The organism is Stenotrophomonas daejeonensis, from assembly GCF_001431505.1.
GTDB lineage: Bacteria > Pseudomonadota > Gammaproteobacteria > Xanthomonadales > Xanthomonadaceae > Stenotrophomonas > Stenotrophomonas daejeonensis.
Genome location: NZ_LDJP01000048.1, coordinates 1 through 20,685, shown reverse-complemented (window position 1 = coordinate 20,685; position 20,685 = coordinate 1). Strand labels below are relative to the sequence as shown.

The window sequence follows — 20,685 nt, the reverse complement described above, 5'->3', positions numbered from 1 at the left end:
GGTTCCGTTGCGTTTCCGTGGCAGCCGGCGACAGGGTGGCCGTGGCGATGCCGGGCACGATGATTGCGCTGGCACGCTACCGCCGCGGTGACGTTTAGGCAACAACACCGCGGCTACACTCCGCGCATGCCCGACGCCCACGCCCGGCCCGATCATCCGCCCAGCTGGTACGCGGCCAGCCTGCCGCCATCGGCGCCACGCGCAGCGCTGCAAGGCGCAACCCGCGCCGACGTGGCGGTGCTCGGCGCCGGCTACACCGGGTTGACCGCCGCGCTGGCGCTGGCCGAAAAGGGCCACCGGGTGACGGTGCTGGAAGCCGCGCGCGTCGGCTGGGGCGCCTCCGGCCGCAACGGCGGGCAGGCGCTGGCCGGCTACGGCTGCGACCTGCAGGTGCTGGAGGCGCGGCTGGGCGCGGCCGATGCACGGTTGCTGTTCGACTTTTCCCGCGACGGCCTGCGCATGCTGAAGGAACGCATTGCCCGCCACCGCATCGACTGCCACTGGCGCGACGGCCACGCCAACGTGGCGATCCGCCCGCGCCAGCAGCGTGCCCTGCGCGCCGACACCGAACGGATGGCGCAGCGCTACGACTACCCGCTGCAATGGTGGGACCGCGCGCAGCTGCAACGGCAACTGGCCAGCGAACGCTACCTCGGCGCGCAATACGACCCGGCCGGCGGCCACCTGCATCCGCTGGCCTATGCGCAGGGGCTGGCCCGCGCCGCCGAGGCGGCGGGCGTGGTCGTGCACGAGCAATCGCCGGTGACGCGGCTGCAACGCGGCCCGCGGCCGGTGCTGCACACCGCACGGGGCCGGGTCGAGGCCGACTTCGCGGTGCTGGCCGGCAACGCCCTGCTGCGGGGCATCGCGCCGGAGCTGGAGACGCGGATGATGCCGGTCGGCACCTGGATCGGCGCGACCCCGCCCCTCGGCGCCGAGCGCGCGCACGCCCTGATCCGCAACGACATGGCGGTGGCCGACGTGAACTGGGCGCTGGACTACTTCCGCCTCAGCCACGACCACCGCCTGCTGTTCGGCGGGCAGGCCAGCTACTCGGCACTGCCGCCGCCGGGCCTGCGCACGGCGATGCTCCGGCGCATGCGCAGGGTGTTCCCGCAGCTGGCCGACGTGGGGCTGGATCATCTGTGGGGCGGCTGCATCGACATCACCCGCAACCGCGCCCCGCACTGGGGCCGGCTCGCGCCCAACGTCTATTTCGCGCAGGGCTTCTGCGGCCACGGCGTGGCCAGCACCGGGCTGGCCGGCGAGATCATCGCCGCCGCCATCGCCGGCCAGGCGCAGCGGCTGGACGTGTTCGAGCGCATCGGCCACCGCCGCTTCCCCGGCGGGCCGGCGCTGCGCATGCCGCTGCTGGTGGCGGCGATGAGCTGGTACAAGCTGCGCGACCGGCTATGGTGAACACCCGGCTGAAGAATCGGCGCCAGCTGCCGCTATCCACAGGTTGAGAACTCCCGCGCCTGCCATGTCTCCCTACCCGCACGCCACGCCGACGCTCACGCCGCTGCCCCAGCGCATCCTGCTGGTCGAGAACTCGCGCACCTTCACCACGATGCTGCGCGAGGCCATCGAGCAGCGCCTGGAGCTGCCGGTCAGCGTGGCCACCACGCTGGCCGAGGCCGGCGAGCTGCTCGACCGCGAGGACGGCTGGTTCCTGGTGCTGACCGGGCTGGTACTGGCCGACGGCGACCGCGACCAAGTGGTGGAGTATTTCGTCGGCCGCGGCCTGTCCACCATCGTGGTCAGCGGCGTCTACGACGAGGACCTGCGCAAGCGCGTGCTGCAGCAGGACATCATCGATTACGTGCTGAAGAACACCCCCGGCAGCCTCGACTACCTGGTCTGGCTGGTGCAGCGGCTGGAACGCAACCGCCGCATCGCCGCGCTGGTGGTGGACGACTCGCCGTCGGCCCGCGGCTACGCCGCCTCGCTGCTGGGCCTGTACGGCTACCAGGCCATCCAGGCCGGCGACGGCCCCTCCGCATTGCAGGCACTGGAGGCCAACCCGGCCATCCGCCTGGTGGTGGTGGACCAGGAAATGCCCGGCATGGACGGGGTGGAACTGACCCGCCGGCTGCGCACCCTGCGTGCGCGCGACAAGGTGGCGGTGATCGGCATTTCCGGCAATTCCGACCCCTCGCTGATCCCGCGCTTCCTCAAGAACGGCGCCAACGACTTCCTGCGCAAGCCCTTCTCGCGCGAGGAATTCTTCTGCCGCATCTCGCAGAACGTGGACCAGTTGGAACTGATCGGCACCCTGCAGGACCTGGCCACCCGCGACTTCCTCACCGGCTTGCCCAACCGCCGCAACTTCCTCGAACAGGCCACGCACCGGCTCGAAGGCCATGCGCCCGGCGACGGCAGGCTGGCCGTGGCGATGCTGGACATCGACCACTTCAAGCACATCAACGACAGCCACGGCCACGAGGCCGGCGACCAGGCCCTGCGCGCGGTGGCCGCGGTGCTGCACGCCCACACCCGCCCGCGCGACATCAGCGCCCGCTTCGGTGGCGAGGAATTCTGCCTGCTGCTCAACGGGCTGGACGAGGACGCCTGCGCCGCGCACCTGGAGCAGTTGCGCGCCGCCATCGCCGCACTGGAAGTGGTGCTGGGCGAACACACCCTGCGCATGACCGTGAGCATTGGCGCCTGCCACCTGCAGGCCGGCGGCAACACCCTGCACGAACTGCTGGGCGAAGCCGACCGCCAGCTCTACCTGGCCAAGGCCGGCGGCCGCAACCGCGTGCACATCGCGGCCACGCCCTGACCGGCCCGGCAAGCTGAATCGCCGCAACCGGCCGTTGATCCTGATCAACGCCGCGCACCGCCATCGCCCCTAGAGTCCCGCCCGAAGCACATGGCGGAGAAACAACGATGGCACTACTGGTATGGCAGGACGACCTCAACACCGGCGTGGAGGTCATCGACCACCAGCACATGCGCATCGTGGAAATGCTCAACCACCTGCACGCGGCGCAGAAGAGCATGCAGCGCATCGCCGTCGGCGAGGTGATCGACGAGCTGATCGACTACACCCTGTCGCACTTCGCCTTCGAGGAAGAACTGATGGAGGAAGCCGGCTACGCGTTCTGCGCCGCGCACAAGCGCGTGCACGAAGTGTTCATCAAGCGCGTCTCCGAATACCGCATGCGCTTCGAGGCCGGCGAGGACATCACCGACGAACTGCGCAACATGCTCTCGCGCTGGCTGTTCAACCACATCCGCGGCGACGACAAGGCCTATGCCGAACAGGTCAAGCGCCACCTCAACAAATTCGCCCGCGAGCACGAGGAAGGCGGCTGGCTCGGCCGCACGCTCAAGCGCCTGTTCCACTGACCCACGCGGCAGCGGCGCCGGCCGCGATGGCGTTGCGCCCACCGGGCGCCATCGCGGCGGACGCCTCCGCCACGCCCGGTATTCACTCGACCAGGAAGGTCACCCGCATGTTCACCCGCCACTCGGTGACGTTGCCCTGCGCGTCGGTGACCGCCTTGGTCTCGTTGACCCACGCGCCCTGGATGCCCTTGACCGTCCCGGCCACCTTCTTCAAGCCACCGCGGACCGCGTCCTCGATGCTGGTCGTGGACGACGCGCTGACTTCGATGATCTTTGCCACTGACATGATCGGCTCCTCGTTGGTTGCACCACGAACCATTCGTGGCAGCCCGCAGCATGGCCGCAGCCGTGTTAAAGCATTGACACGAGGTGCTAGCATCGCAGCGCAATGAACCCCGCCCCCAACCTCATCCTCGTCGGCCCGATGGGCGCCGGCAAAACCAGCATCGGCCGTCGCCTGGCCGAGCGCTTCGGTCTGGAGTTCGTCGACGTCGACCAGGCCATCGTCGAGGACGTGGGCAGTGGCATTCCCGCCATCTTCGAGAATGTCGGCGAGCACGGCTTCCGTGCGCACGAGAAACGCGTGCTGGCCGCCCTGCTCGAACGCGGCGGGCAACTGGTGTCCACCGGCGGCGGCGCGGTGCTGGACGCCGACAACCGCCAGCGCATCCGCAGCCGCGGCTTCGTGGTCTGGCTGCGCGTGGGCGTACCCGCGCAGCTGCAGCGCCTGCAGCGCGACAAGTGCCGCCCGCTGCTGCAACGCGAGGACCGCGAACAGGTATTGCGCGACATGGCCGCGCTGCGCGACCCGCTGTACCGCGAGGTCGCCGACCTGATCCTCGATACCGACGCCCACTCCCCCGTCGAGGCCACCGCGCAATTGGTGGTGCGCGTGGCCGCGCAGTGGCAGAACCCGGAATTCTCCGCATGAACGCATCCCCGCGCAGCGTCGCCGTCGGTGGCGAACGCCCGTATTCGATCCACATCGGCCCCGGCCTGCTGGGCGACGCCGGCCTGCTCACCGCCGCCCTGCGCGGCCGCCACGTGCTGCTGGTCAGCGACGACACCGTGGCGCCGCTGTACCTGCAGGGCGTGCGCGAAACCCTGCAGGCCGCGCGCCCGCAGCTGAAGATCGGCCAGCACCTGATCCCCGCCGGCGAGGCCTCCAAGACCCTGCACAATTTCGGCGGCGCGATCGACGCGCTGGCCGCGCTCGGCGCCACCCGCGACGCCTGCGTATTGGCGCTGGGCGGCGGCGTGGTCGGCGACCTGGCCGGCTTCGCCGCGGCCTGCTGGATGCGCGGCGTCGATTGCGTGCAGCTGCCCACCACCCTGCTGGCGATGGTGGATTCCTCGGTCGGCGGCAAGACCGCCGTCGATATTCCGCAAGGCAAGAACCTGGTCGGCGCCTTCCACCCGCCGCGCGCGGTGATTGCCGACACCGGCGTGCTGCGCAGCCTGCCCGCGCGCGAACTGCGCGCCGGGCTGGCCGAGGTCGTCAAGTACGGCTGCATCCGCGACCCGCTGTTCTTCCAGTGGCTGCAGGCCGAACGCGCCGCACTGCTGGCCGGCGACGACGCCGCGCTGGCGCAGGCCATCGCCCGCAGCTGCGAGCACAAGGCCGAGATCGTCGAACGCGACCCGCTGGAGAAGGGCGAGCGCGCCCTGCTCAACCTCGGCCACACCTTCGGCCACGCCATCGAGACCGCGCAGGGCTACGGCGCGCCGGGCAACGACAACCTCAACCACGGCGAAGCGGTGGCGGTGGGCATGGTGCTGGCGGCAAGGCTGTCGGCGGCGCTGGGCATGGCCGATGCCGCCGATACCGAAAGCCTGCGCACGCTGCTGCAGGCGTATGGCCTGCCTACCGCGATCCCCGCCGGACTGACGCCGGAAACCCTGCTGCAACACATGCGCCTGGACAAGAAGAACATCGCCGGCCGCCTGCGGCTGGTGCTGTGGCGCGGCATCGGCAAGGCCGAGGTGGTGCCCGACGTGGACGAGGCCGCGGTGCTGGACGTGCTACGCGGCGGCTGACGACGCCATGCCCCGGTGGTGCCGGCCGCTGGCCGGCAGTCGTAGGTCGGGGCTACGTCCCCGACGCTTCGGCATCCGGCGCAAAACGTCGGAGACGTAGCCCCGACCTACGGCAGACATGGCCTGCCCGGATCCCGCCGATGCAACCCGCAGCGGCTACAATCGGCAGCATGCGCGTCTACCTGCAGCAGCCGCCCAGCGGCAACGAATCCCCCCGCTACGTGCAGCTCTCGCTGATGCCCGACCTGCTCGGCGGCTGGGAACTGCTGCGCGAAACCGGCCAGACCGGCGGCCGCTCGCAACTGCGGCGCGAGCTGTTCCTGCAGCAGGACGAGGCCCGCCACGCCTTCGAGAAGGCGCGCGACACCCAGATCAAGCGCGGCTTCCAGGTGGTGTTCACCAGCGGCGAACCGCATCCCTGACCGGCCCTGCAAGGCCGGCCCCGTTCCAAGGAGTACCCGTGACCAGCCCCCTTCGCAACGACCGCTTCCTGCGCGCCCTGCGCCGCGAGCCGGTGGACTGCACCCCCGTCTGGCTGATGCGCCAGGCCGGCCGCTACCTGCCGGAATACCGTGCCACCCGCGCCAGCGCCGGCAGCTTCCTGGGCATGGCCAAAAACCCGGAAATCGCCTGCGAGGTGACGCTGCAACCGCTGCGCCGCTTCGACCTGGACGCGGCCATCCTGTTCTCCGACATCCTCACCGTGCCCGATGCGATGGGCCTGGGCCTGTATTTCGCCGACGGCGAAGGCCCCAAGTTCCACCATCCGGTGCGTGATGCCGCGGCCATCGCCAGGCTGGCGGTGCCGGACATGGAAACCGAACTGCGCTACGTGATGGACGCGGTGCGGCTGATCCGCCGCGAGCTGGACGGCAAGGTACCGCTGATCGGCTTCTCCGGCAGCCCGTGGACGCTGGCCTGCTACATGATCGAAGGCGGCGGCAGCAAGGACTACGCGCGGATCAAGGCAATGGCGTTGAACGAGCCGCAGGCGCTGCACAAGCTGCTGGAGGTGGTGACCGACGCGGTGATCGCCTACCTGTCGGCGCAGCGCGCGGCCGGCGCGCAGGCGCTGCAGGTGTTCGACACCTGGGGCGGCGTGCTGGGGCCGGCGATGTACCGCGAGTTCTCGCTGCGCTACCTCAACCGCATCGCGCGTGAACTGGAGCGCGGCGAAGGTGCCGGCCGCACCCCGCTGATCCTGTTCGGCAAGGGCACCGGCCAGTACGTGGCCGAGCTGGCCGCCAGCGGCGCCGAGGGCGTCGGCGTGGACTGGACCATCACCCTGGAAGACGCTGCGCGCGCGGCCGCCGGCAAGGTCGCGCTGCAGGGCAACCTCGACCCGGCCACGCTGTATGGCTCGCCCGAAGCCATCACCGGCGAGGTGGGCAAGGTGCTGGACAGCTACGCCGCCGGCAACGGCGGCTCGCGCGAGGGCCACGTGTTCAACCTCGGCCACGGCATGTCGCCGGACATGAACCCCGAGCACGTCGCCGTGCTGGTCGATGCCGTGCACCGCCACAGCCGCCGCTGAAAACCCGCTCCCACGTAGGTGCCGGGCTTGCCCGGCACGGGCTTCACCGGGAAGGCTCCATGCGGAGCATGCCCCGCATCCACGGTGATCGCGGATCAATCGACCTTCGTCCCGCCTGCATGGGCGGGACGGCGCGCGGCAACGCCTAGATCGGTTCGTCCGGCGCCTGCAGGTCCGCGCGCCGCACTTCCTCGACGAAGCGGCGCATCTTCTCGCCGTCCTTCAGGCCGGGCTCCGACTCGATGCCGCTGGACACGTCCACGCCCCACGGGCGGGTGGCGACGATGGCGTCGAACACATTGTCCGGGCGGATGCCGCCGGCCAGCAGGAACGGCCGGTGCAACCCGCCAGGCACCTGCGACCAGTCGAAGGTCATGCCGCTGCCGCCGCTGCCGCCCGGCGCATGGCTGTCCAGCAGGAAGCCGGCCGCCTGCGGGTGCGCCTGCTGCAGCTCGCGCGCGGCGACGTCTTCGGCCCCGCCCATCGCCACCGCCTTCAGGTAGGGCATGTTGAACGCACGGCAGAAGGTGTCGTCCTCCTCGCCGTGGAACTGCAGCAGGTCCGGCCGCACCGTGCGCATCACCTCGCGCACCTCCTCGCGGCTGTTGTTGCGGAACAGTGCCACCACGTCGACCAGCGGCGCGACCGCCAGGCGCATCGCGCGCGCCTCGGCCGGCGCCACCCGGCGCGTGCTGCCGCGGGCGAAGACGAAGCCCACCGCGTCCACGCCCAGCTCGCCGGCCAGGCGGATGTCGCCGGCGCGGGTCATGCCGCAGAACTTGATGCGGGTACGGAACAGGACGCGGCTCACAGGGTCACCTCCGCCGGCAGTTGCCACTGGTCGGGATACAGCGGGCCGACGAACACCAGCCCCTGCGGCGGCGCGGTCGGGCCGGCGCGGTTGCGGTCGCGCAGGGCCAGCACCTCGCCGATCCAGCCTTCGGGTTTCTCGCCGGCTCCGACCAGCAGCAGCGAGCCGACGATGTTGCGCACCATGTGGTGCAGGAAGGCATTGGCCTGCACTTCCACCTCCACCACCTCGCCGTGGCGGGCGACGGAAATCGACTGCAGCTCGCGGCGGGCATGCAGGGCCTGGCACTGCACGCTGCGGAACGAACTGAAGTCGTTCTCGCCCAGCAATGCCTGCGCGGCGCGGTGCATCGCCCCGGCGTCCAGCGCGCGCCGCTCCCAGCTCAGCGTCTGCCGGTACAGCGCCGGGCGTACCTGGCGGTTGAGCAAGCGGTAGCGGTAGCGCCGCGCCCGCGCCGAGAAGCGCGCGTGGAAATCATCGGCCACCGGCACGCACCAGCGCACGCACACCGACGGCGGCAGCCGCGTGGTGGTGCCCAGCGTCCAGCCGCGCGGGTCGCGCACGACGTCGCTGTCGAAATGCACCACCTGGCATTCGCCATGCACGCCGGCATCGGTGCGGCCGGCGCAGACCACGCTGACCGGCGCATCGGCGACGGAGGACAGCGCCTCCTGCAAGGTCGCCTGCACGCTGGGGCAACCGCTTTCGCCCAGCTGCTGCCAGCCCTTGTAGTCGCTGCCGTCGTATTCCACGCCCAGCGCGTAGCGCATGTTCGAACCTCTGATCGTTGCGTGCCGTGGCGGCGGGCGGTCAGTCGCTTTCGCGCTCGGACCACACCGCCAGTTCGTTGCCGCCGGGCTCGACGAACTGGAAGCGGCGGCCGCCGGGAAACGCAAATACCGGTTTCACCACGGTGCCGCCGTGCGCTTCCACCGCGGACTGCACCGGCGCCAGCTGCGCCGCATACAGCACGACCAGCGGCGCGCCCGTCTCGCTGGTGGCCGGGTTGCCGCGAAAGAAGCCCCCCTGCAGTTCGCCGTCGTCGAAGGCGACGTAGTCCGGGCCGTAGTCCTCGAACCGCCAGCCGAACGCCTGTTCGAAAAAGCGCCGGCTCGCGGCCGGGTCGCGCGAGCCGAACTCCACGTAGTCGATGCGGCCCTCGCGCTTCATCGTCCCCGCCTCAACCCAGCCGCGCCAGCAGTTCCAGCGCCTCGTCGCGGGCCTTCGGGTCGGCGCCGGTCACCACTTCGTTGAGCAGCGTGCGCGCGGTTTCCGCGTCGCCCAGGTCCAGGTAGGCGATGGCCAGCTCCAGCCGCTCGCGGCCGGCCGGCGCCGGGTTGAGCGGCGCGACCCGGGCCATGCTGTCCATGACCGCCGTGGGGCGCGGCGGGGCGGCGGCTTCCGGGGCCGTCTCCGCGACGCCGCCGGTCGGGCGCGAGGCCTCGAACAGCAGCACCGGCGGCTGCGGTTCGTCCTGCTCCGGCGCGGCTTCGGCGGCGGGGGCCGGCTGCGACCAGAACGGGGCCGCTTCGGCCTCGGGTTCGGGCGATGTTTCCTCGACCGCTTCGTGCTGCTCGTCGTCCAACGCCTCGTCCACGGTCGGCTCGGCCGCCGGCATCGCCAACGCGAAACTCGGCGTCGGCCGTGCGCCACGCGGGGCCGGCGGCAGCGGCGACGGCTTGCGCCGGCGCGACAGCCACCACCCCGCACCGGCCAGCAATACCAGCACCAGGCCCAGCCATGCCCACGGCATCGACGCCGGGGATTCCTGTTTGGCCGCGTCGGCCAGGCGCTGCTGCGCGGCGGCCAGGTCCGAGTCCTTCATCGCGATCAGCGATTGCTGCTGCTCCTGCAGCTTTTCCAGTGCGGCGACGCGCTCGCGCAGTTCCTGCAGTTCGGCATCGCGCGTGGCGATGTCTTCCCGAGCCTGCCGCAGTTGTTCGTTTGCCGCCATGTCACCCTCGCCGCCGGCATCGAGCCCGGTCATCGTTCCTGCGCTCTGCTGCCCCCCGGCCACGGCCGGGGCGATCTCCAGCCGCGCGCCGCTGGCCACTGGCACCGCGCCCGCGTCGCCGCCGCTGGCCGTTGCCGTACCCGCCACTTCCGGTTGCGGGATCGGCGCGCGCGCCTGCCGCCACTGCGCGGTGTGTTCGCGCACGATGGCGCGCGCCTCGGCGGCGCTGACCTGCTCCAGCTCGTCCTGCCCCGGCACGCGCAGCACGGCGCCCTGCCGCAGCAGGTTGACGTTGCCGCGGATGAACGCGTCCGGGTTGGCGCGCAGCAGCGCCAGCATGGTCTGGTCCAGCGAATGGCCGTTCTCGCGCGCCAGTTCGCCGGCGATCCGCGACAGCACCTGCCCCCGCTGCACCGGCGCCAGTTGCCCATCCACACGCGTCGCCGCTGGCGCCGGCATGGGGGCCGGCGGCGCCATTGCCGGCGTGGCCGGCTGGGCCTGCACCGGCGAGGTCGGGACCGGAGCCGGGGTTTCGGCGGGTTCGGCCGGCAGCGGCTCGGGCTCGCGCACGATCAGGTTGTCCGGCGTCGCCGGTGCCTCGAGCACCGGTTCGGCGACGGCCGCCGCCGTTTCCGGCGCGGACACCAGCGCCGAGTATTCGCGCACCAGCCGGCCCTGCCCCCAATCGACCTCGATCAGGAAGCCGACCGCCGGCACCTGCACCGGCGTGGCGCTGGTCACCCGCACCACCGCCCGCCCCTGCGCATCCTGGGCGAAGGCGAACTGCAGCTCGCTGACCAGCCCCTCCGGGGGCGCCAGCCCGACCCGCTCGAAGGTGGCCGGCGAGGCCAGCCCGACGCGGGCGTTGGCCAGTTCGTCCGGGTCGCTGGAAATCACCGGGATCTCGGCCAGCAGCGGCTGGCCCGGCCGGGAGAGCACGCGGATGTTACCCAGCCCCAACGCCATCGCGGCGCTGCTGGACAGCATCAGCAGCAGCGCGAGCACCGTTTGTATCGGGCGCATCGCGCCCTTGCCCCGTGGTTTCATGCGGCGAACTATAACGGCAGACCCGGATTTGGAATACCGCACAGGCACGCAGCCGGCATCGGTGGGTGTGTCGAGAGCGGTGGGTGCCGACCCTTGGTCGGCACTGACGACCCGGTTGCGGCAATGCTCCGGCGTCGTGCGACGCCCGACCACCGGCCGGGCGTCGCCAAGCGCCTGTCAGCCGCCGTTGGCGACCAGCTCGGCCAGCTGCACCGCGTTCAACGCCGCGCCCTTGCGGATGTTGTCGGCCACCACCCACAGGTTCAGGCCGCGCGGATGCGAGAAATCCTCGCGGATGCGGCCCACGTATACCGGGTCGGTGCCGGAGGCATGGGTCACCGGGGTCGGGTAACCGCCGGCCTTGCGCTCGTCCACCACCTTCACCCCCGGCGCGGCGGCCAGCAGTTCGCGTGCCTGCTCGACGCCAATCTTGGTCTTCGTCTCGATGTTCACCGCCTCGGAGTGGCCGTAGAACACCGGCACGCGCACCGCGGTGGGGTTCACCTGGATGCTGTCGTCGCCGAGGATCTTGCGGGTCTCCCACACCAGCTTCATCTCCTCCTTGGTGAAGCCGTTGTCGAGGAATTCGTCGATGTGCGGGATCAGGTTGAAGGCGATCTGCACCGGGAACTTGCCCGGCTCGATTTCCTGGAAGCCCAGCAGCTGCGCGGTCTGCTTGCCCAGCTCCTCCATGCCACTCTGGCCGGCGCCGGACACCGACTGGTAGGTGGCCACGTTGATGCGCTCGATGCCGTATTCGCGATGGATCGGCGCCAGCACCGGCATCAGCTGCATGGTCGAGCAGTTGGGGTTGGCGATGATGCCGCGCGGGCGGTTCTTCGCCGCTTCCGGATTGACCTCGGACACCACCAGCGGCACGTCGTCGTCGTAGCGGAACGAGGACGAGTTGTCGATCACCACCGCGCCGGCGGCGGCGAACTTCGGCGCATATTCCTTCGAGATGCCGCCACCAGCGGAGAACAGCGCGATCTCGACGCCGGCCGGGTCGAAGCTGGCCAGATCCTCGACGGTGATCTTTTCGCCATTGAATTCGACGGTGTTGCCGGCCGAACGGGCCGAGGCCAGCACCGACAGCTTGCCGACCGGGAACCTGCGCTCGGCCAGGATGGCCAGCATGGTCTGGCCGACCGCGCCGGTGGCGCCGACGACGGCTACGTGGAAACGACGGGCTTCATTGCTCATGGGGATTTCTCGAAAGGGGGGAGAGGGAGGACACGCGTCGGGCCAGGTTCGGGGAACCTCCGGCAGGACAACCGGAAGCTCCCTATCGTTTTTCGGTTTTGCCGCCGGCGATGGCGTTGAGCGCATTGGCGGGACGGCCGGCGTCCGCGCCGATGCCCAGCCCGGCCAGCAGGTTGTCCACCGCCACCTGCACCATCGCCCGGCGCGTGGCCAGCGAGGCGCTGCCGATGTGCGGGGTCAGCACGATGTTGCGCAGGGCCAGCAGCTCCGGCCGCACCGCGGGTTCGTTCTCGTAGACGTCCAGCGCCGCCGACGCCAGCCGGCCGCCGGCCAGCGCCCCGGCCAACGCCAGCTCGTCGACGATGCCGCCGCGGGCGATGTTCACCAGCGTGGCGGTCGGCTTCATCTTCGCCAGCGCGGCGGCGTCGATGACGTGGTGGTTCTGCGCGGTGTATGGCAGCACCAGCAGCAGGTGGTCGGCGCTGGACAGCAGTTCGTCGAAACCGGCGTAACGCGCGCCGACGTCCCGCTCCGTTTCCTGCGGCAGCCGCGAGCGGTTGTGGTACAGCACCTTCATGCCGAAACCGTGGTGGCCGCGGCGGGCGATGGCCTGGCCGATGCGGCCCATGCCGAGGATGCCCAGCGTGCTGCCGTGCAGGTCGGCGCCGAGCATGGTGGTGAACGACCACTGCCCCCAGTTGCCCTCGCGCAGCCAGCGGTCGGACTCGACGATGCGCCGTGCCGCCGCCATCAGCAACGCGAAACCGAGGTCGGCGGTGGTCTCGGTGAGCACGTCGGGGGTGTTGGTGGCGACGATGCCCGCCGCGCTCAATGCCGCAAGGTCGAGGTTGTTGTAGCCGACGCCGATGTTGGCGACGACCTTCAGTGCCGGCGCATCGGCGATTTCCGCCGCGCCGATGCGTTCGTTGAGCGTGACCAGCGCGCCGTCGGCGCCGGACAGGTGCGCCGCCAGCGCGGCGCTGTCATACGCGGTGACAGCGGGCGTGGCGACCACGTCGCAGTATGCGGCCAGCTGCGCGACGGTGTCGTCGAACAGCGGCTGCGATACCCAGACGCGGGGCCGGCGCTCAGCCATCGAGGCTTCCGGGGATGCGCGGGGAAACATCGCCGACGTCGCCACATTGCGCACGGTGGCGCAGCGCCTGGTCCATCAGCACCAGCGCCAGCATCGCCTCGGCGATGGGCGTGGCGCGGATGCCGACGCAGGGATCGTGGCGGCCGGTGGTGATGACGTCGACCGGGTTGCCGGCCACGTCCACCGTCGCGCCGGGCAGGCGCAGGCTGGAGGTGGGCTTGAGCACCATCGAGGCGACGATCTGCTGGCCGGTGGCGATGCCGCCGAGGATGCCGCCGGCATGGTTGGACTGGAAGCCTTCGGGCGTGATCAGGTCGCGGTGTTCGGTGCCCTTCTGCGCAGCGCTGGCGAAGCCGTCGCCGATCTCCACGCCCTTGACCGCGTTGATGCTCATCAATGCCGCGGCGATCTCGCCGTCGAGCTTGCCGTAGATCGGCTCGCCCCAGCCCGGCGGCACGCCGTCGGCAATCACGTTCACGCGCGCGCCGACCGAATCGCCCGACTTGCGCAGCGCATCCATGTACGCCTCCAGCTCCGGCACCTGCGGCGCGTGCGGCCAGAAGAACGGGTTGTCCTCGACCGCGCTCCAGTCGAAGCCGGCCGGAACGATTTCGCCCAGTTGCGAGAGATGACCGCGCACGGTCACGCCGTAACGCTGCCGCAACCACTTTTTGGCGATGACGCCGGCGGCCACGCGCATGGTGGTTTCGCGCGCCGAGGAACGGCCGCCGCCGCGCGGGTCGCGGATGCCGTACTTCTGCCAGTAGCTGTAGTCGGCATGGCCCGGGCGGAACTGCGCGGCGATGCTGCCGTAGTCCTTGCTGCGCTGGTCGGTGTTGCGGATCAGCAGCGCGATCGGGGTGCCGGTGGTGCGGCCTTCGTAGACGCCGGAGAGGATCTCCACCTCGTCGGCCTCGCGCCGCGCCGAAGTGTGGCGGCTCTTGCCGGTGGCGCGGCGCTGCAGGTCGTGGGCGAACTCCTCCGGCGCGATCTCCAGCCCCGGCGGGCAACCATCTATCACGCAGCCGATGGCCGGCCCGTGCGATTCGCCGAAGGTGGTGACGGCCAGCAGCCTGCCGAAGGAATTGGAGCTCATCGCTGCGCCGCCAGCTCGGCGATGCGCGCGTGGTGGGCACGCAGCTCGGCGGCCTCGACCGCGAAGATGCCCATCTGCCCGACCTTGAACTCGATCCACGCCAGGCCCAGCTCCGGCAGCAGGCGCGTCACGTGCTGCTCACTGTCGCCGACCTCGCAGATCAGCAGGCCGTCCTCGGTGAGGTGGTCGGGCGCGTCGCGCAGGATCTTCAGTACCAGGTCCAGGCCATCATCGCCGGCGCGCAGCGCCAGTTCCGGCTCGTGCGCGTATTCGCGCGGCAGCGCGTCGGTCTCGTCGTTGGTGACGTAGGGCGGGTTGGTGACGATCAGTTCGTAGGTGCGGCCGGCCAGCCCATCGAACAGGTCGCTCTTGACCAGCTCGACGTTGTGCGCGAGCAGGCGTTCCTTGTTCTCGGCGGCCAGCGACAGCGCGGCGTCGTTGATGTCGCTGCCGTCCACCTGCCAGTTCGGATGATGATGTCCCATCGCGATGGCGATGCAGCCCGAGCCGGTGCACAGGTCCAGCGCGCGGGTGACCTCGCGCCCGGCCAGCCACGGCTCGAAGCCCTCCAGGATCAGCTCGGCGATCGGCGAACGCGGTACCAGCGCGCGCGCATCGCTCTTGAAGCTCAACCCGGCGAACCACGCCTCGCCGATCAGGTAGGCGGCCGGCACGCGCTCGGCGATGCGGCGCTCGAACAGCGCCAGCACCTGCAGTTTTTCGTCGCCCAGCACGCGCGCCTGGCCGTAGGCCGGACCCAGGTCCGGCGGCAGGTGCAGCGCGTGCAGCACCAGGCTGGTGGCCTCGTCCAGCGCGTTGTCGTAGCTGTGTCCGAAGGTCAGGCCCGCGGCGTTGAAACGGCTGGCGCCGTAGCGGATCAGGTCGATGATCGTGTGGAGTTCGGCGGCCGCCTGGGCAGTCATGGGGATACGGAAAGGCTTGAATGGACTGCGATTATAGGCACGCACCCGGTATATTGAGCGCCGGTTGCAGCCGAAACTTCGGCAATCGCCCGGCATCCTGCCCGCACCGCCACGCACCAGCGCCACCCCACCGCCCCGCCACGGAGAATCGGCCCATGTTCAACCGCAATACCGGCATCGTCCTGGCCATCGCGCTGGCGGCGGCACTGGGCCTGCTGCTGGCGCAGAAGGTGTTCGGCCCGGCCGGCGCAGGCAAGCGCGACACCGGCTCGATCATCTTCTACCCCACCCCGCGCGCGCTGCCGGATTTCAGCCTGGGCCAATCCGACGGCACCCGCCTGATCCCCGGCGAGCTGCGCGGGCACTGGACGCTGGTGTTCCTCGGCTTCACCTCCTGCCCCGACGTGTGCCCGACCACGCTGGCCGAGCTGGCGCGTGCGCAGAAGCAATGGGAAAGCATCCCCGAAAGCCTGCGCCCGCGCGTGGTGTTCGTCTCCGTGGACCCCGAGCGCGATACCCCGGCGCGGCTGGGCGAATACGCCCACGCCTTCCACAAGGACACCCTCGCCGCCACCGCCGACGTGCCGTCGCTGGAGCGCTTCGCCACCCCGCTCGGCCTCGTGTTCCAGAAAGCGCCGGGCAAGAACTTCAAGGCCAACCCGAACGACTACAGCATGGACCACTCGGCCAGCATCGCCGTGCTCGACCCCGAGGGCCGGCTGGCCGGGCTGATGCGCCCCCCGTTCGACCCGCAGGCCATCGCCCGCGACCTGACCAAGCTCACCGGAAAATCCGCTCCATGACCCTGCTGACAACGCTCACCTACGCGCTGCCGCACCGCCTGCTGTCCTCGCTTGCCCGTTCGCTGGCCTATTCGCAAAACCCGCGCATCTCGCGCTGGCTGATCGACACCGTGACCCGCAAGTTCGGCGTCAACCTCGCCGAAGCCGCCAACCCCGACCCGCGCGGCTATGCCAGCTTCAACAGCTTCTTCACCCGCGCATTGAAGCCCGGCGCGCGCGTGGCCGACGCCGACCCGCGCACCCTGCTGATGCCCGCCGACGGCCGCATCAGCCAGCTCGGCCCGATCGAGGACGGCCGCATCTTCCAGGCCAAGGGCCAGTCGTTCACCGCCGCCGAACTGCTCGGCGACGCGGCCGCTGCCGAACCGTTCGCCGACGGCCTGTTCGCCACCGTGTACCTGTCCCCGCGCGACTACCACCGCGTGCATATGCCGTGGACCGGCACCCTGCGCGAAACCGTGCACGTGCCGGGGCGGCTGTTCAGCGTCGGCCCGGCCGCGGTGGCGGGAGTGCCGCGCCTGTTCGCCCGCAACGAGCGGCTGGTATGCCACTTCGACACCGATTTCGGGCCAATGGTGCAGGTGATGGTCGGCGCACTGCTGGTCAGCGGCGTGGAAACGGTATGGAGCGGCGAGGAAATCCCGGCCTATGGCGACCGTATCACCCGCAAGGACTGGCGCGGCAAGGGCATCACCCTGGAAAGGTTCGCCGAGATGGCGCGCTTCAACTACGGCAGCACCGTGATCGTATTGCTGCCGCCGGGCGTGGCGGCATTCGACCCGGCGCTGAAAGCCGAAAGCCCCGTGCAACTGGGCCAGCGGCTGGCGACACTGCAATAAACCCGTAGGAGCGCACCTTGGTGCGCTCCTACGGATTGCGGTTGCTCACCACTCCGGCTCACGCTCCGGCAGCAGCGCGCGGATCACCTGGCCGTCGGCGCCGGCGGCCAGCTTCTCGGCTTCGGCGATGGGGATGTCCACCTCGACCAGCCAGCCTTCCTCGTCGGCCTGTTCGCTGCGGATGACCTCCAGCTGGTGCAGGCGAGAGCGCAGCCGCCCGGCTTCGGGCGGCAGGCGCACGCTGCCGGTGACGTGCTGCAGGCCCAGGCGCTTGCCCAGCACCGATTGCAGCAACTCCAGCCCGCGGCCGTCGCGCGCAGAAATCCATACCCGCTCGCGGCGGGCCTCGTCCGGCACGCCGTCCTGCGCGTCGTGGCGCACGTCCGCACCTTCGATGCGGTCGATCTTGTTGAACACCAGCAGCTGCGGCAGCTCACCGGCACCCACCGCCTCCAGCACCTCGTCCACCTGGGCGATGCGTTCCTCGCGCAGCGGGTCGGCGGCATCGACCAGGTGCAGCAGGAAATCCGCCTCGCGCGCTTCGCTCAGGGTGGAGCGGAACGCGGCCACCAGTTCGTGCGGCAGGTCGCGGACGAAGCCGACGGTGTCGGCCAGCATGGCGTTGCCGCCGGGCAGCGCGATGCGGCGCACGGTCGGGTCGAGCGTGGCGAACAGCTGGTCGGCGGCATAGGCGCCGGCACCGGTCAATGCGTTGAACAGGGTGGACTTGCCGGCATTGGTGTAGCCGACCAGCGCCACCCGCGGCATCTCGCTGCGCACGCGCGCGCGGCGCATCTGGGTGCGCTGCACCTCCACCTTTTCCAGCCGCTTTTGCAACTGCTCCACGCGCTTCTGCAACAGGCGGCGGTCGGTTTCCAGCTGGGTTTCGCCGGGACCGCGCAGGCCGATGGAACCGCCGCGCTGGCGCTCCAGGTGGGTCCAGCCGCGTACCAGCCGGGTCGCAAGGTGGCGCAGCTGCGCCAGCTCCACCTGCAACTTTCCCTCGTGGCTGTGCGCACGCTGGGCGAAGATGTCCAGGATCAGCCCGGTGCGGTCGATCACGCGCCGCTCGAGGAAGCGTTCGAGGTTGCGCTCCTGCACCGGGGTGAGCGGGTGGTTGACCAGCACCAGGTCGGCGCCGGTCGCTTCGGCAGCCGCCTTCACTTCGTCCAGCTTGCCGCTGCCGATCAGGGTCGAGGGATTGGGACGGTCGATGCGGGCGGTCACGGTGGCCGCGATGCCGGCGCCGGCCGAGCGGGCCAGGTCGGTGAACTCTTCCAGCACATCCTCTTCCAGCCGGCCGAAGTGCGGCTGGATCAACAGCGCGTGTTCGCCCTTCTTCGAACGGTCAAACACGCGCCACGTCCTGCTTATTCGTTGTCGTCATCGCCTGCCTGGCCGTTGTCCGCCGACTGCACGTAACCACCGCCCGGCCCGACCTTGACGTTGCGCGCCGGCACCACGGTGGAAATGGCGTGCTTGTAGACCATCTGGCTGACGGTATTGCGCAGCAGCACCACGAACTGGTCGAACGACTCGATCGTGCCCTGCAGCTTGATGCCGTTGACCAGGTACACCGACACCGGCACCCGCTCGCGGCGCAATGCGTTCAGAAAAGGATCCTGCAGGGATTGCCCCTTGGACATGTCAACTCCTCGTTATTGTTCTTATGGGCCGAAGCGGTTCCCCCACCGCTCCGGAGTGCCGATGGTACACCGCCGCACGCCCGCTCACCTTGCCAGAAACAGCGAAACCGCCTCGCGCAGGCGCGGCATGTCGCCGGCCGGATCGAACCAGCGCGCGTCCAGCTCGCCGCGCAGCCAGGTGAGCTGGCGCTTGGCCAACTGCCGGGTGGCGAAGATGCCCCGGTCGCGGAACTCGGCGGCGCTGCCCTGCCCGTCGAGGAACTGCCACGCCTGGCGGTAGCCGACCGCACGGATGGCCGGCAGGTCCAGCGGGTTTTCCACCTCGGTCATCCGTGGCAGTGCGCGCAGGCGGCGCACTTCGTCGAGAAAGCCCTGCGCCAGCATCAGGTCGAAACGCGTTTCGATGCGCCGGTGCAGCACCGCACGCTCGGCCGGCGCCAGCACCAGCTTCAACACGCGCGCCGGCAGGCGGGCGAGGCCGGGCCGCGCCTGCCAGTAGCTGATCGGCTTGCCGGTCAGGCGATGCACTTCCAGCGCACGCTGGATGCGCTGCGGATCGGTGGCGTGGATGCGTTTGGCTGCCACCGGATCGATTCGCGCCAGTTGCGCATGCAGTGCCGGCCAACCATCGGTATCGGCCTCGGCGCTGATCTGCGCGCGAATGGCCGCATCGGCTTCCGGCATCGGCGACAGGCCTTGCAGCAACGCGCGGAAATACAGGCCGGTGCCACCGGCGAGGATCGGCAGCTTGCCGCGCGCGACGATGCCGCGCACCGCCGCGGCCGCATCGCTGGCGAACTCGGCGGCCGAATAGGCCTGCCAAGGGTCGCGCAGGTCCAGCAGGTGGTGGGCGATGCCGGCGCGCTCGGCCATGTCCGGCTTGGCCGCGCCGATGTCCAGCCCGCGGTACACCAGCGCCGAGTCGACGCTGACGATTTCACCGCCATGCGCCTGCGCCAGCTCGATGGCCGCCGCGGTCTTGCCCGAGGCGGTCGGGCCCATCAGGGCGATCGCCAGCGGGCGGGTATCGGCCGGCATCAGTCCTCGTCCGGCCAGCGCGGCAGCACCGGCCTGTCGGCGCGCGGCGCCGGCACCGCGTCGAGCGCGGCCAGCACCTTGAGCGCATCGATCGTGGCGGCCACGTCGTGCACGCGCACGATCTTCGCCCCGCGCTGCACCGCCAGCAGGTGCGCGGCCACGGAACCGGCGATGCGTTCGCCGGCCACCGCACGCCCGGTGACCTCGCCGATGCAGCGTTTGCGCGACAGGCCCACCAGCAGCGGCACGCCCAGCGCCAGCAGCTTTTCCTGCGCCGCCAGCAGCGCGAAGTTCTGCGCGGTGTCCTTGTTGAAGCCGTAGCCGGGATCAGCCACCAGCCGGGCGCGGGCGATGCCGGCCATTTCCGCGGCGAAGATGCGCTCGGCCAGGAAGCGCTGCACCTCGCCGGCCACGTCGTCGTAAGCGTGCGCCATGCCGGCATCGTGCGGGCCGCCCAGCGCGTGCATCAGAACCACGGCGGCACCGGAACCGGCCACCACCTCCAGCGCGCCGGGTTGGCGCAGGGCCTGCACGTCGTTGACCATGCCGGCGCCGGCGGCCAGCGCCGCGCGCATCACCTCGGGCTTGCAGGTATCGACGCTGACCGGCACGCCGGTACGCGCCACCAGTGCCTCGATCACCGGCACCACGCGCTCGATCTCCTGTTGCACCGACACCGGCGCGGCGCCGGGGCGGGTGGACTCGCCGCCCACGTCCAGCAGGTCGGCGCCCTGCTCCACCAGCGCCAACCCGTGGGCGATGGCCGCGCCGGTGTCGAAATGCAGGCCGCCATCGGAGAACGAATCCGGGGTGACGTTGACGATGCCCATCACCCGCGGCCGGTCCAGCCGCAACAGGCGGCCCGCGCAATCCAGTACCGGGGAAGTATCGAACATCAGCGTTTGCTCCTTGCGCGGATGGCGGTGCCGACCAGGCTCAACACCACGCCCAAGGCGATACCGAGGAGGATGCCGGTCAGGTAATGGCCGGTTTTCATCGCGAAGGCGACGCCGGCCACGGTGGCGATCACCATTTCGGGGATGTGGGTGGAAGTGTTGGGCGAAGGCTGGTTCATGGGTACGAAGGTTGCTGCGTGATCAGGAGATTTTCTACCGGGCGACAAAATGCAAGATTAAAGCCCCTCTCCCTGCGGGGTGAGAGGGGCAGCTTGCGAACCACCGGTTCGCTGCCCCTCGAACGCCCTTGCGCCAGCGCAAGGGCCGGGGCGCGGAGCGGGGGTTGGGGTGACGGGCGAACGGAGTCCAGGTGGTTAACCATCACGGACTTCGTCCTCCCCTCATCCG

At 70.4% G+C, this 20,685-nt stretch carries 23 protein-coding genes; 9 read left to right on the top strand and 14 right to left on the bottom strand.

Annotated elements, in window-relative coordinates:
- The first annotated feature begins 126 nt into the window (after positions 1-126).
- The 3 genes from ABB34_RS08470 (at position 127) to ABB34_RS08460 (ending at position 3,354) form a co-directional block, all read left to right on the top strand.
- A complete protein-coding gene (locus tag ABB34_RS08470; protein ID WP_057640880.1) occupies positions 127-1,419 on the top strand; it encodes an NAD(P)/FAD-dependent oxidoreductase in 1,293 nt (430 codons plus the stop codon).
- 64 nt (positions 1,420-1,483) lie between these two features.
- Positions 1,484-2,785 carry a diguanylate cyclase gene (locus ABB34_RS08465; RefSeq protein WP_057640879.1) on the top strand — a complete coding sequence of 434 codons (1,302 nt, stop codon included), beginning with the start codon at positions 1,484-1,486 and terminating at the stop codon, positions 2,783-2,785.
- Positions 2,786-2,892: 107 nt separating this feature from the next.
- A complete protein-coding gene (locus ABB34_RS08460) occupies positions 2,893-3,354 on the top strand; it encodes a bacteriohemerythrin (protein ID WP_057640878.1) in 462 nt (153 codons plus the stop codon).
- An 82-nt stretch (positions 3,355-3,436) separates the two neighbouring features.
- Here ABB34_RS08460 and ABB34_RS08455 read toward each other — a convergent pair whose 3' ends face one another.
- On the bottom strand, positions 3,437-3,640 hold the full coding sequence (locus tag ABB34_RS08455) for a dodecin family protein (protein ID WP_057640896.1): 204 nt from the start codon (positions 3,638-3,640) through the stop codon (positions 3,437-3,439).
- 102 nt (positions 3,641-3,742) lie between these two features.
- On the opposite strand from ABB34_RS08455, the gene ABB34_RS08450 reads away from it, so the two are divergent.
- The 4 genes from ABB34_RS08450 to hemE all read left to right on the top strand — a co-directional run bounded on the left by ABB34_RS08450 (position 3,743) and on the right by hemE (position 6,925).
- On the top strand, positions 3,743-4,285 hold the full coding sequence (locus ABB34_RS08450) for a shikimate kinase (protein WP_057640877.1): 543 nt from the start codon (positions 3,743-3,745) through the stop codon (positions 4,283-4,285).
- Complete coding sequence (gene aroB / locus ABB34_RS08445) at positions 4,282-5,391, top strand: 3-dehydroquinate synthase (RefSeq protein WP_057640876.1); 1,110 nt, start codon at positions 4,282-4,284, stop codon at positions 5,389-5,391. Before ABB34_RS08450 ends, aroB begins: the two co-directional genes overlap by 4 nt.
- Before the next feature lie 170 nt (positions 5,392-5,561).
- On the top strand, positions 5,562-5,813 hold the full coding sequence (locus ABB34_RS08440) for a WGR domain-containing protein (protein ID WP_057640875.1): 252 nt from the start codon (positions 5,562-5,564) through the stop codon (positions 5,811-5,813).
- Between the two features lie 38 nt (positions 5,814-5,851).
- Positions 5,852-6,925, top strand: coding sequence for a uroporphyrinogen decarboxylase (gene hemE / locus ABB34_RS08435; RefSeq protein WP_057640874.1), 1,074 nt, complete (start codon positions 5,852-5,854; stop codon positions 6,923-6,925).
- 145 nt (positions 6,926-7,070) lie between these two features.
- Here the strand turns inward: hemE and ABB34_RS08430 are convergent, their stop codons facing one another.
- The 8 genes from ABB34_RS08430 to prmB all read right to left on the bottom strand — a co-directional run bounded on the left by ABB34_RS08430 (position 7,071) and on the right by prmB (position 15,055).
- Complete coding sequence (locus tag ABB34_RS08430; RefSeq protein WP_057640873.1) at positions 7,071-7,736, bottom strand: phosphoribosylanthranilate isomerase; 666 nt, start codon at positions 7,734-7,736, stop codon at positions 7,071-7,073.
- Entirely contained in the window at positions 7,733-8,506 is a 774-nt protein-coding gene (gene truA, locus ABB34_RS08425) for a tRNA pseudouridine(38-40) synthase TruA (protein ID WP_057640872.1), read from the bottom strand. The genes ABB34_RS08430 and truA overlap by 4 nt, the downstream gene beginning before the upstream one ends.
- A gap of 40 nt (positions 8,507-8,546) precedes the next feature.
- Positions 8,547-8,906 carry a VOC family protein gene (locus ABB34_RS08420; RefSeq protein ID WP_057640871.1) on the bottom strand — a complete coding sequence of 120 codons (360 nt, stop codon included), beginning with the start codon at positions 8,904-8,906 and terminating at the stop codon, positions 8,547-8,549.
- 10 nt (positions 8,907-8,916) lie between these two features.
- Positions 8,917-10,713 (bottom strand): type IV pilus assembly protein FimV, encoded by a 1,797-nt coding sequence (locus tag ABB34_RS08415; protein ID WP_484600318.1) that lies wholly within the window; start codon positions 10,711-10,713, stop codon positions 8,917-8,919.
- Between the two features lie 201 nt (positions 10,714-10,914).
- Positions 10,915-11,940 (bottom strand): aspartate-semialdehyde dehydrogenase, encoded by a 1,026-nt coding sequence (locus ABB34_RS08410; RefSeq protein WP_057640869.1) that lies wholly within the window; start codon positions 11,938-11,940, stop codon positions 10,915-10,917.
- Positions 11,941-12,022: 82 nt separating this feature from the next.
- Positions 12,023-13,036, bottom strand: a complete 1,014-nt coding sequence (locus ABB34_RS08405) for a 2-hydroxyacid dehydrogenase (RefSeq protein ID WP_057640868.1) — start codon at positions 13,034-13,036, stop codon at positions 12,023-12,025.
- Complete coding sequence (gene aroC / locus ABB34_RS08400) at positions 13,029-14,132, bottom strand: chorismate synthase (RefSeq protein WP_057640867.1); 1,104 nt, start codon at positions 14,130-14,132, stop codon at positions 13,029-13,031. Before aroC ends, ABB34_RS08405 begins: the two co-directional genes overlap by 8 nt.
- Positions 14,129-15,055 (bottom strand): 50S ribosomal protein L3 N(5)-glutamine methyltransferase, encoded by a 927-nt coding sequence (prmB, locus tag ABB34_RS08395; protein WP_057640866.1) that lies wholly within the window; start codon positions 15,053-15,055, stop codon positions 14,129-14,131. Before prmB ends, aroC begins: the two co-directional genes overlap by 4 nt.
- 155 nt (positions 15,056-15,210) lie before the next feature.
- Here prmB and ABB34_RS08390 point away from each other — a divergent pair, with 155 nt between their 5' ends.
- Together ABB34_RS08390 and asd are read left to right on the top strand one after the other, a co-directional pair.
- Positions 15,211-15,858: an SCO family protein gene (locus ABB34_RS08390; RefSeq protein WP_057640865.1), complete on the top strand. Its 648-nt coding sequence runs from the start codon at positions 15,211-15,213 to the stop codon at positions 15,856-15,858.
- Positions 15,855-16,697 (top strand): archaetidylserine decarboxylase, encoded by an 843-nt coding sequence (gene asd, locus ABB34_RS08385; RefSeq protein WP_057640864.1) that lies wholly within the window; start codon positions 15,855-15,857, stop codon positions 16,695-16,697. The genes ABB34_RS08390 and asd overlap by 4 nt, the downstream gene beginning before the upstream one ends.
- A gap of 45 nt (positions 16,698-16,742) precedes the next feature.
- Here the strand turns inward: asd and hflX are convergent, their stop codons facing one another.
- The 5 genes from hflX to ABB34_RS08360 all read right to left on the bottom strand — a co-directional run bounded on the left by hflX (position 16,743) and on the right by ABB34_RS08360 (position 20,456).
- Positions 16,743-18,053 (bottom strand): ribosome rescue GTPase HflX, encoded by a 1,311-nt coding sequence (gene hflX / locus ABB34_RS08380; protein WP_057640863.1) that lies wholly within the window; start codon positions 18,051-18,053, stop codon positions 16,743-16,745.
- A 14-nt stretch (positions 18,054-18,067) separates the two neighbouring features.
- Positions 18,068-18,343: an RNA chaperone Hfq gene (gene hfq, locus ABB34_RS08375; protein WP_057640862.1), complete on the bottom strand. Its 276-nt coding sequence runs from the start codon at positions 18,341-18,343 to the stop codon at positions 18,068-18,070.
- A gap of 84 nt (positions 18,344-18,427) precedes the next feature.
- Positions 18,428-19,381 carry a tRNA (adenosine(37)-N6)-dimethylallyltransferase MiaA gene (gene miaA / locus ABB34_RS08370; protein ID WP_057640861.1) on the bottom strand — a complete coding sequence of 318 codons (954 nt, stop codon included), beginning with the start codon at positions 19,379-19,381 and terminating at the stop codon, positions 18,428-18,430.
- The gene (gene folP, locus ABB34_RS08365; RefSeq protein WP_057640860.1) at positions 19,381-20,277 is read right to left on the bottom strand and encodes a dihydropteroate synthase; all 897 of its coding nucleotides are present in this window, start codon (positions 20,275-20,277) and stop codon (positions 19,381-19,383) included. Before folP ends, miaA begins: the two co-directional genes overlap by 1 nt.
- On the bottom strand, positions 20,277-20,456 hold the full coding sequence (locus ABB34_RS08360; RefSeq protein ID WP_057640859.1) for a hypothetical protein: 180 nt from the start codon (positions 20,454-20,456) through the stop codon (positions 20,277-20,279). The genes folP and ABB34_RS08360 overlap by 1 nt, the downstream gene beginning before the upstream one ends.
- Positions 20,457-20,685 lie beyond the last annotated feature (229 nt).

Coding starts and splice junctions, on each gene's coding strand:
- ABB34_RS08470 (WP_057640880.1), top strand. CDS start 127: ATGCCCGACGCCCACGCCCGGCCCGATCATCCGCCCAGCTGGTACGCG.
- ABB34_RS08465 (WP_057640879.1), top strand. CDS start 1,484: ATGTCTCCCTACCCGCACGCCACGCCGACGCTCACGCCGCTGCCCCAG.
- ABB34_RS08460 (WP_057640878.1), top strand. CDS start 2,893: ATGGCACTACTGGTATGGCAGGACGACCTCAACACCGGCGTGGAGGTC.
- ABB34_RS08455 (WP_057640896.1), bottom strand. CDS start 3,640: ATGTCAGTGGCAAAGATCATCGAAGTCAGCGCGTCGTCCACGACCAGC.
- ABB34_RS08450 (WP_057640877.1), top strand. CDS start 3,743: ATGAACCCCGCCCCCAACCTCATCCTCGTCGGCCCGATGGGCGCCGGC.
- aroB (WP_057640876.1), top strand. CDS start 4,282: ATGAACGCATCCCCGCGCAGCGTCGCCGTCGGTGGCGAACGCCCGTAT.
- ABB34_RS08440 (WP_057640875.1), top strand. CDS start 5,562: ATGCGCGTCTACCTGCAGCAGCCGCCCAGCGGCAACGAATCCCCCCGC.
- truA (WP_057640872.1), bottom strand. CDS start 8,506: ATGCGCTACGCGCTGGGCGTGGAATACGACGGCAGCGACTACAAGGGC.
- ABB34_RS08420 (WP_057640871.1), bottom strand. CDS start 8,906: ATGAAGCGCGAGGGCCGCATCGACTACGTGGAGTTCGGCTCGCGCGAC.
- ABB34_RS08415 (WP_484600318.1), bottom strand. CDS start 10,713: ATGCGCCCGATACAAACGGTGCTCGCGCTGCTGCTGATGCTGTCCAGC.
- ABB34_RS08410 (WP_057640869.1), bottom strand. CDS start 11,940: ATGAGCAATGAAGCCCGTCGTTTCCACGTAGCCGTCGTCGGCGCCACC.
- ABB34_RS08405 (WP_057640868.1), bottom strand. CDS start 13,036: ATGGCTGAGCGCCGGCCCCGCGTCTGGGTATCGCAGCCGCTGTTCGAC.
- aroC (WP_057640867.1), bottom strand. CDS start 14,132: ATGAGCTCCAATTCCTTCGGCAGGCTGCTGGCCGTCACCACCTTCGGC.
- prmB (WP_057640866.1), bottom strand. CDS start 15,055: ATGACTGCCCAGGCGGCCGCCGAACTCCACACGATCATCGACCTGATC.
- ABB34_RS08390 (WP_057640865.1), top strand. CDS start 15,211: ATGTTCAACCGCAATACCGGCATCGTCCTGGCCATCGCGCTGGCGGCG.
- asd (WP_057640864.1), top strand. CDS start 15,855: ATGACCCTGCTGACAACGCTCACCTACGCGCTGCCGCACCGCCTGCTG.
- hfq (WP_057640862.1), bottom strand. CDS start 18,343: ATGTCCAAGGGGCAATCCCTGCAGGATCCTTTTCTGAACGCATTGCGC.
- miaA (WP_057640861.1), bottom strand. CDS start 19,381: ATGCCGGCCGATACCCGCCCGCTGGCGATCGCCCTGATGGGCCCGACC.
- folP (WP_057640860.1), bottom strand. CDS start 20,277: ATGTTCGATACTTCCCCGGTACTGGATTGCGCGGGCCGCCTGTTGCGG.
- ABB34_RS08360 (WP_057640859.1), bottom strand. CDS start 20,456: ATGAACCAGCCTTCGCCCAACACTTCCACCCACATCCCCGAAATGGTG.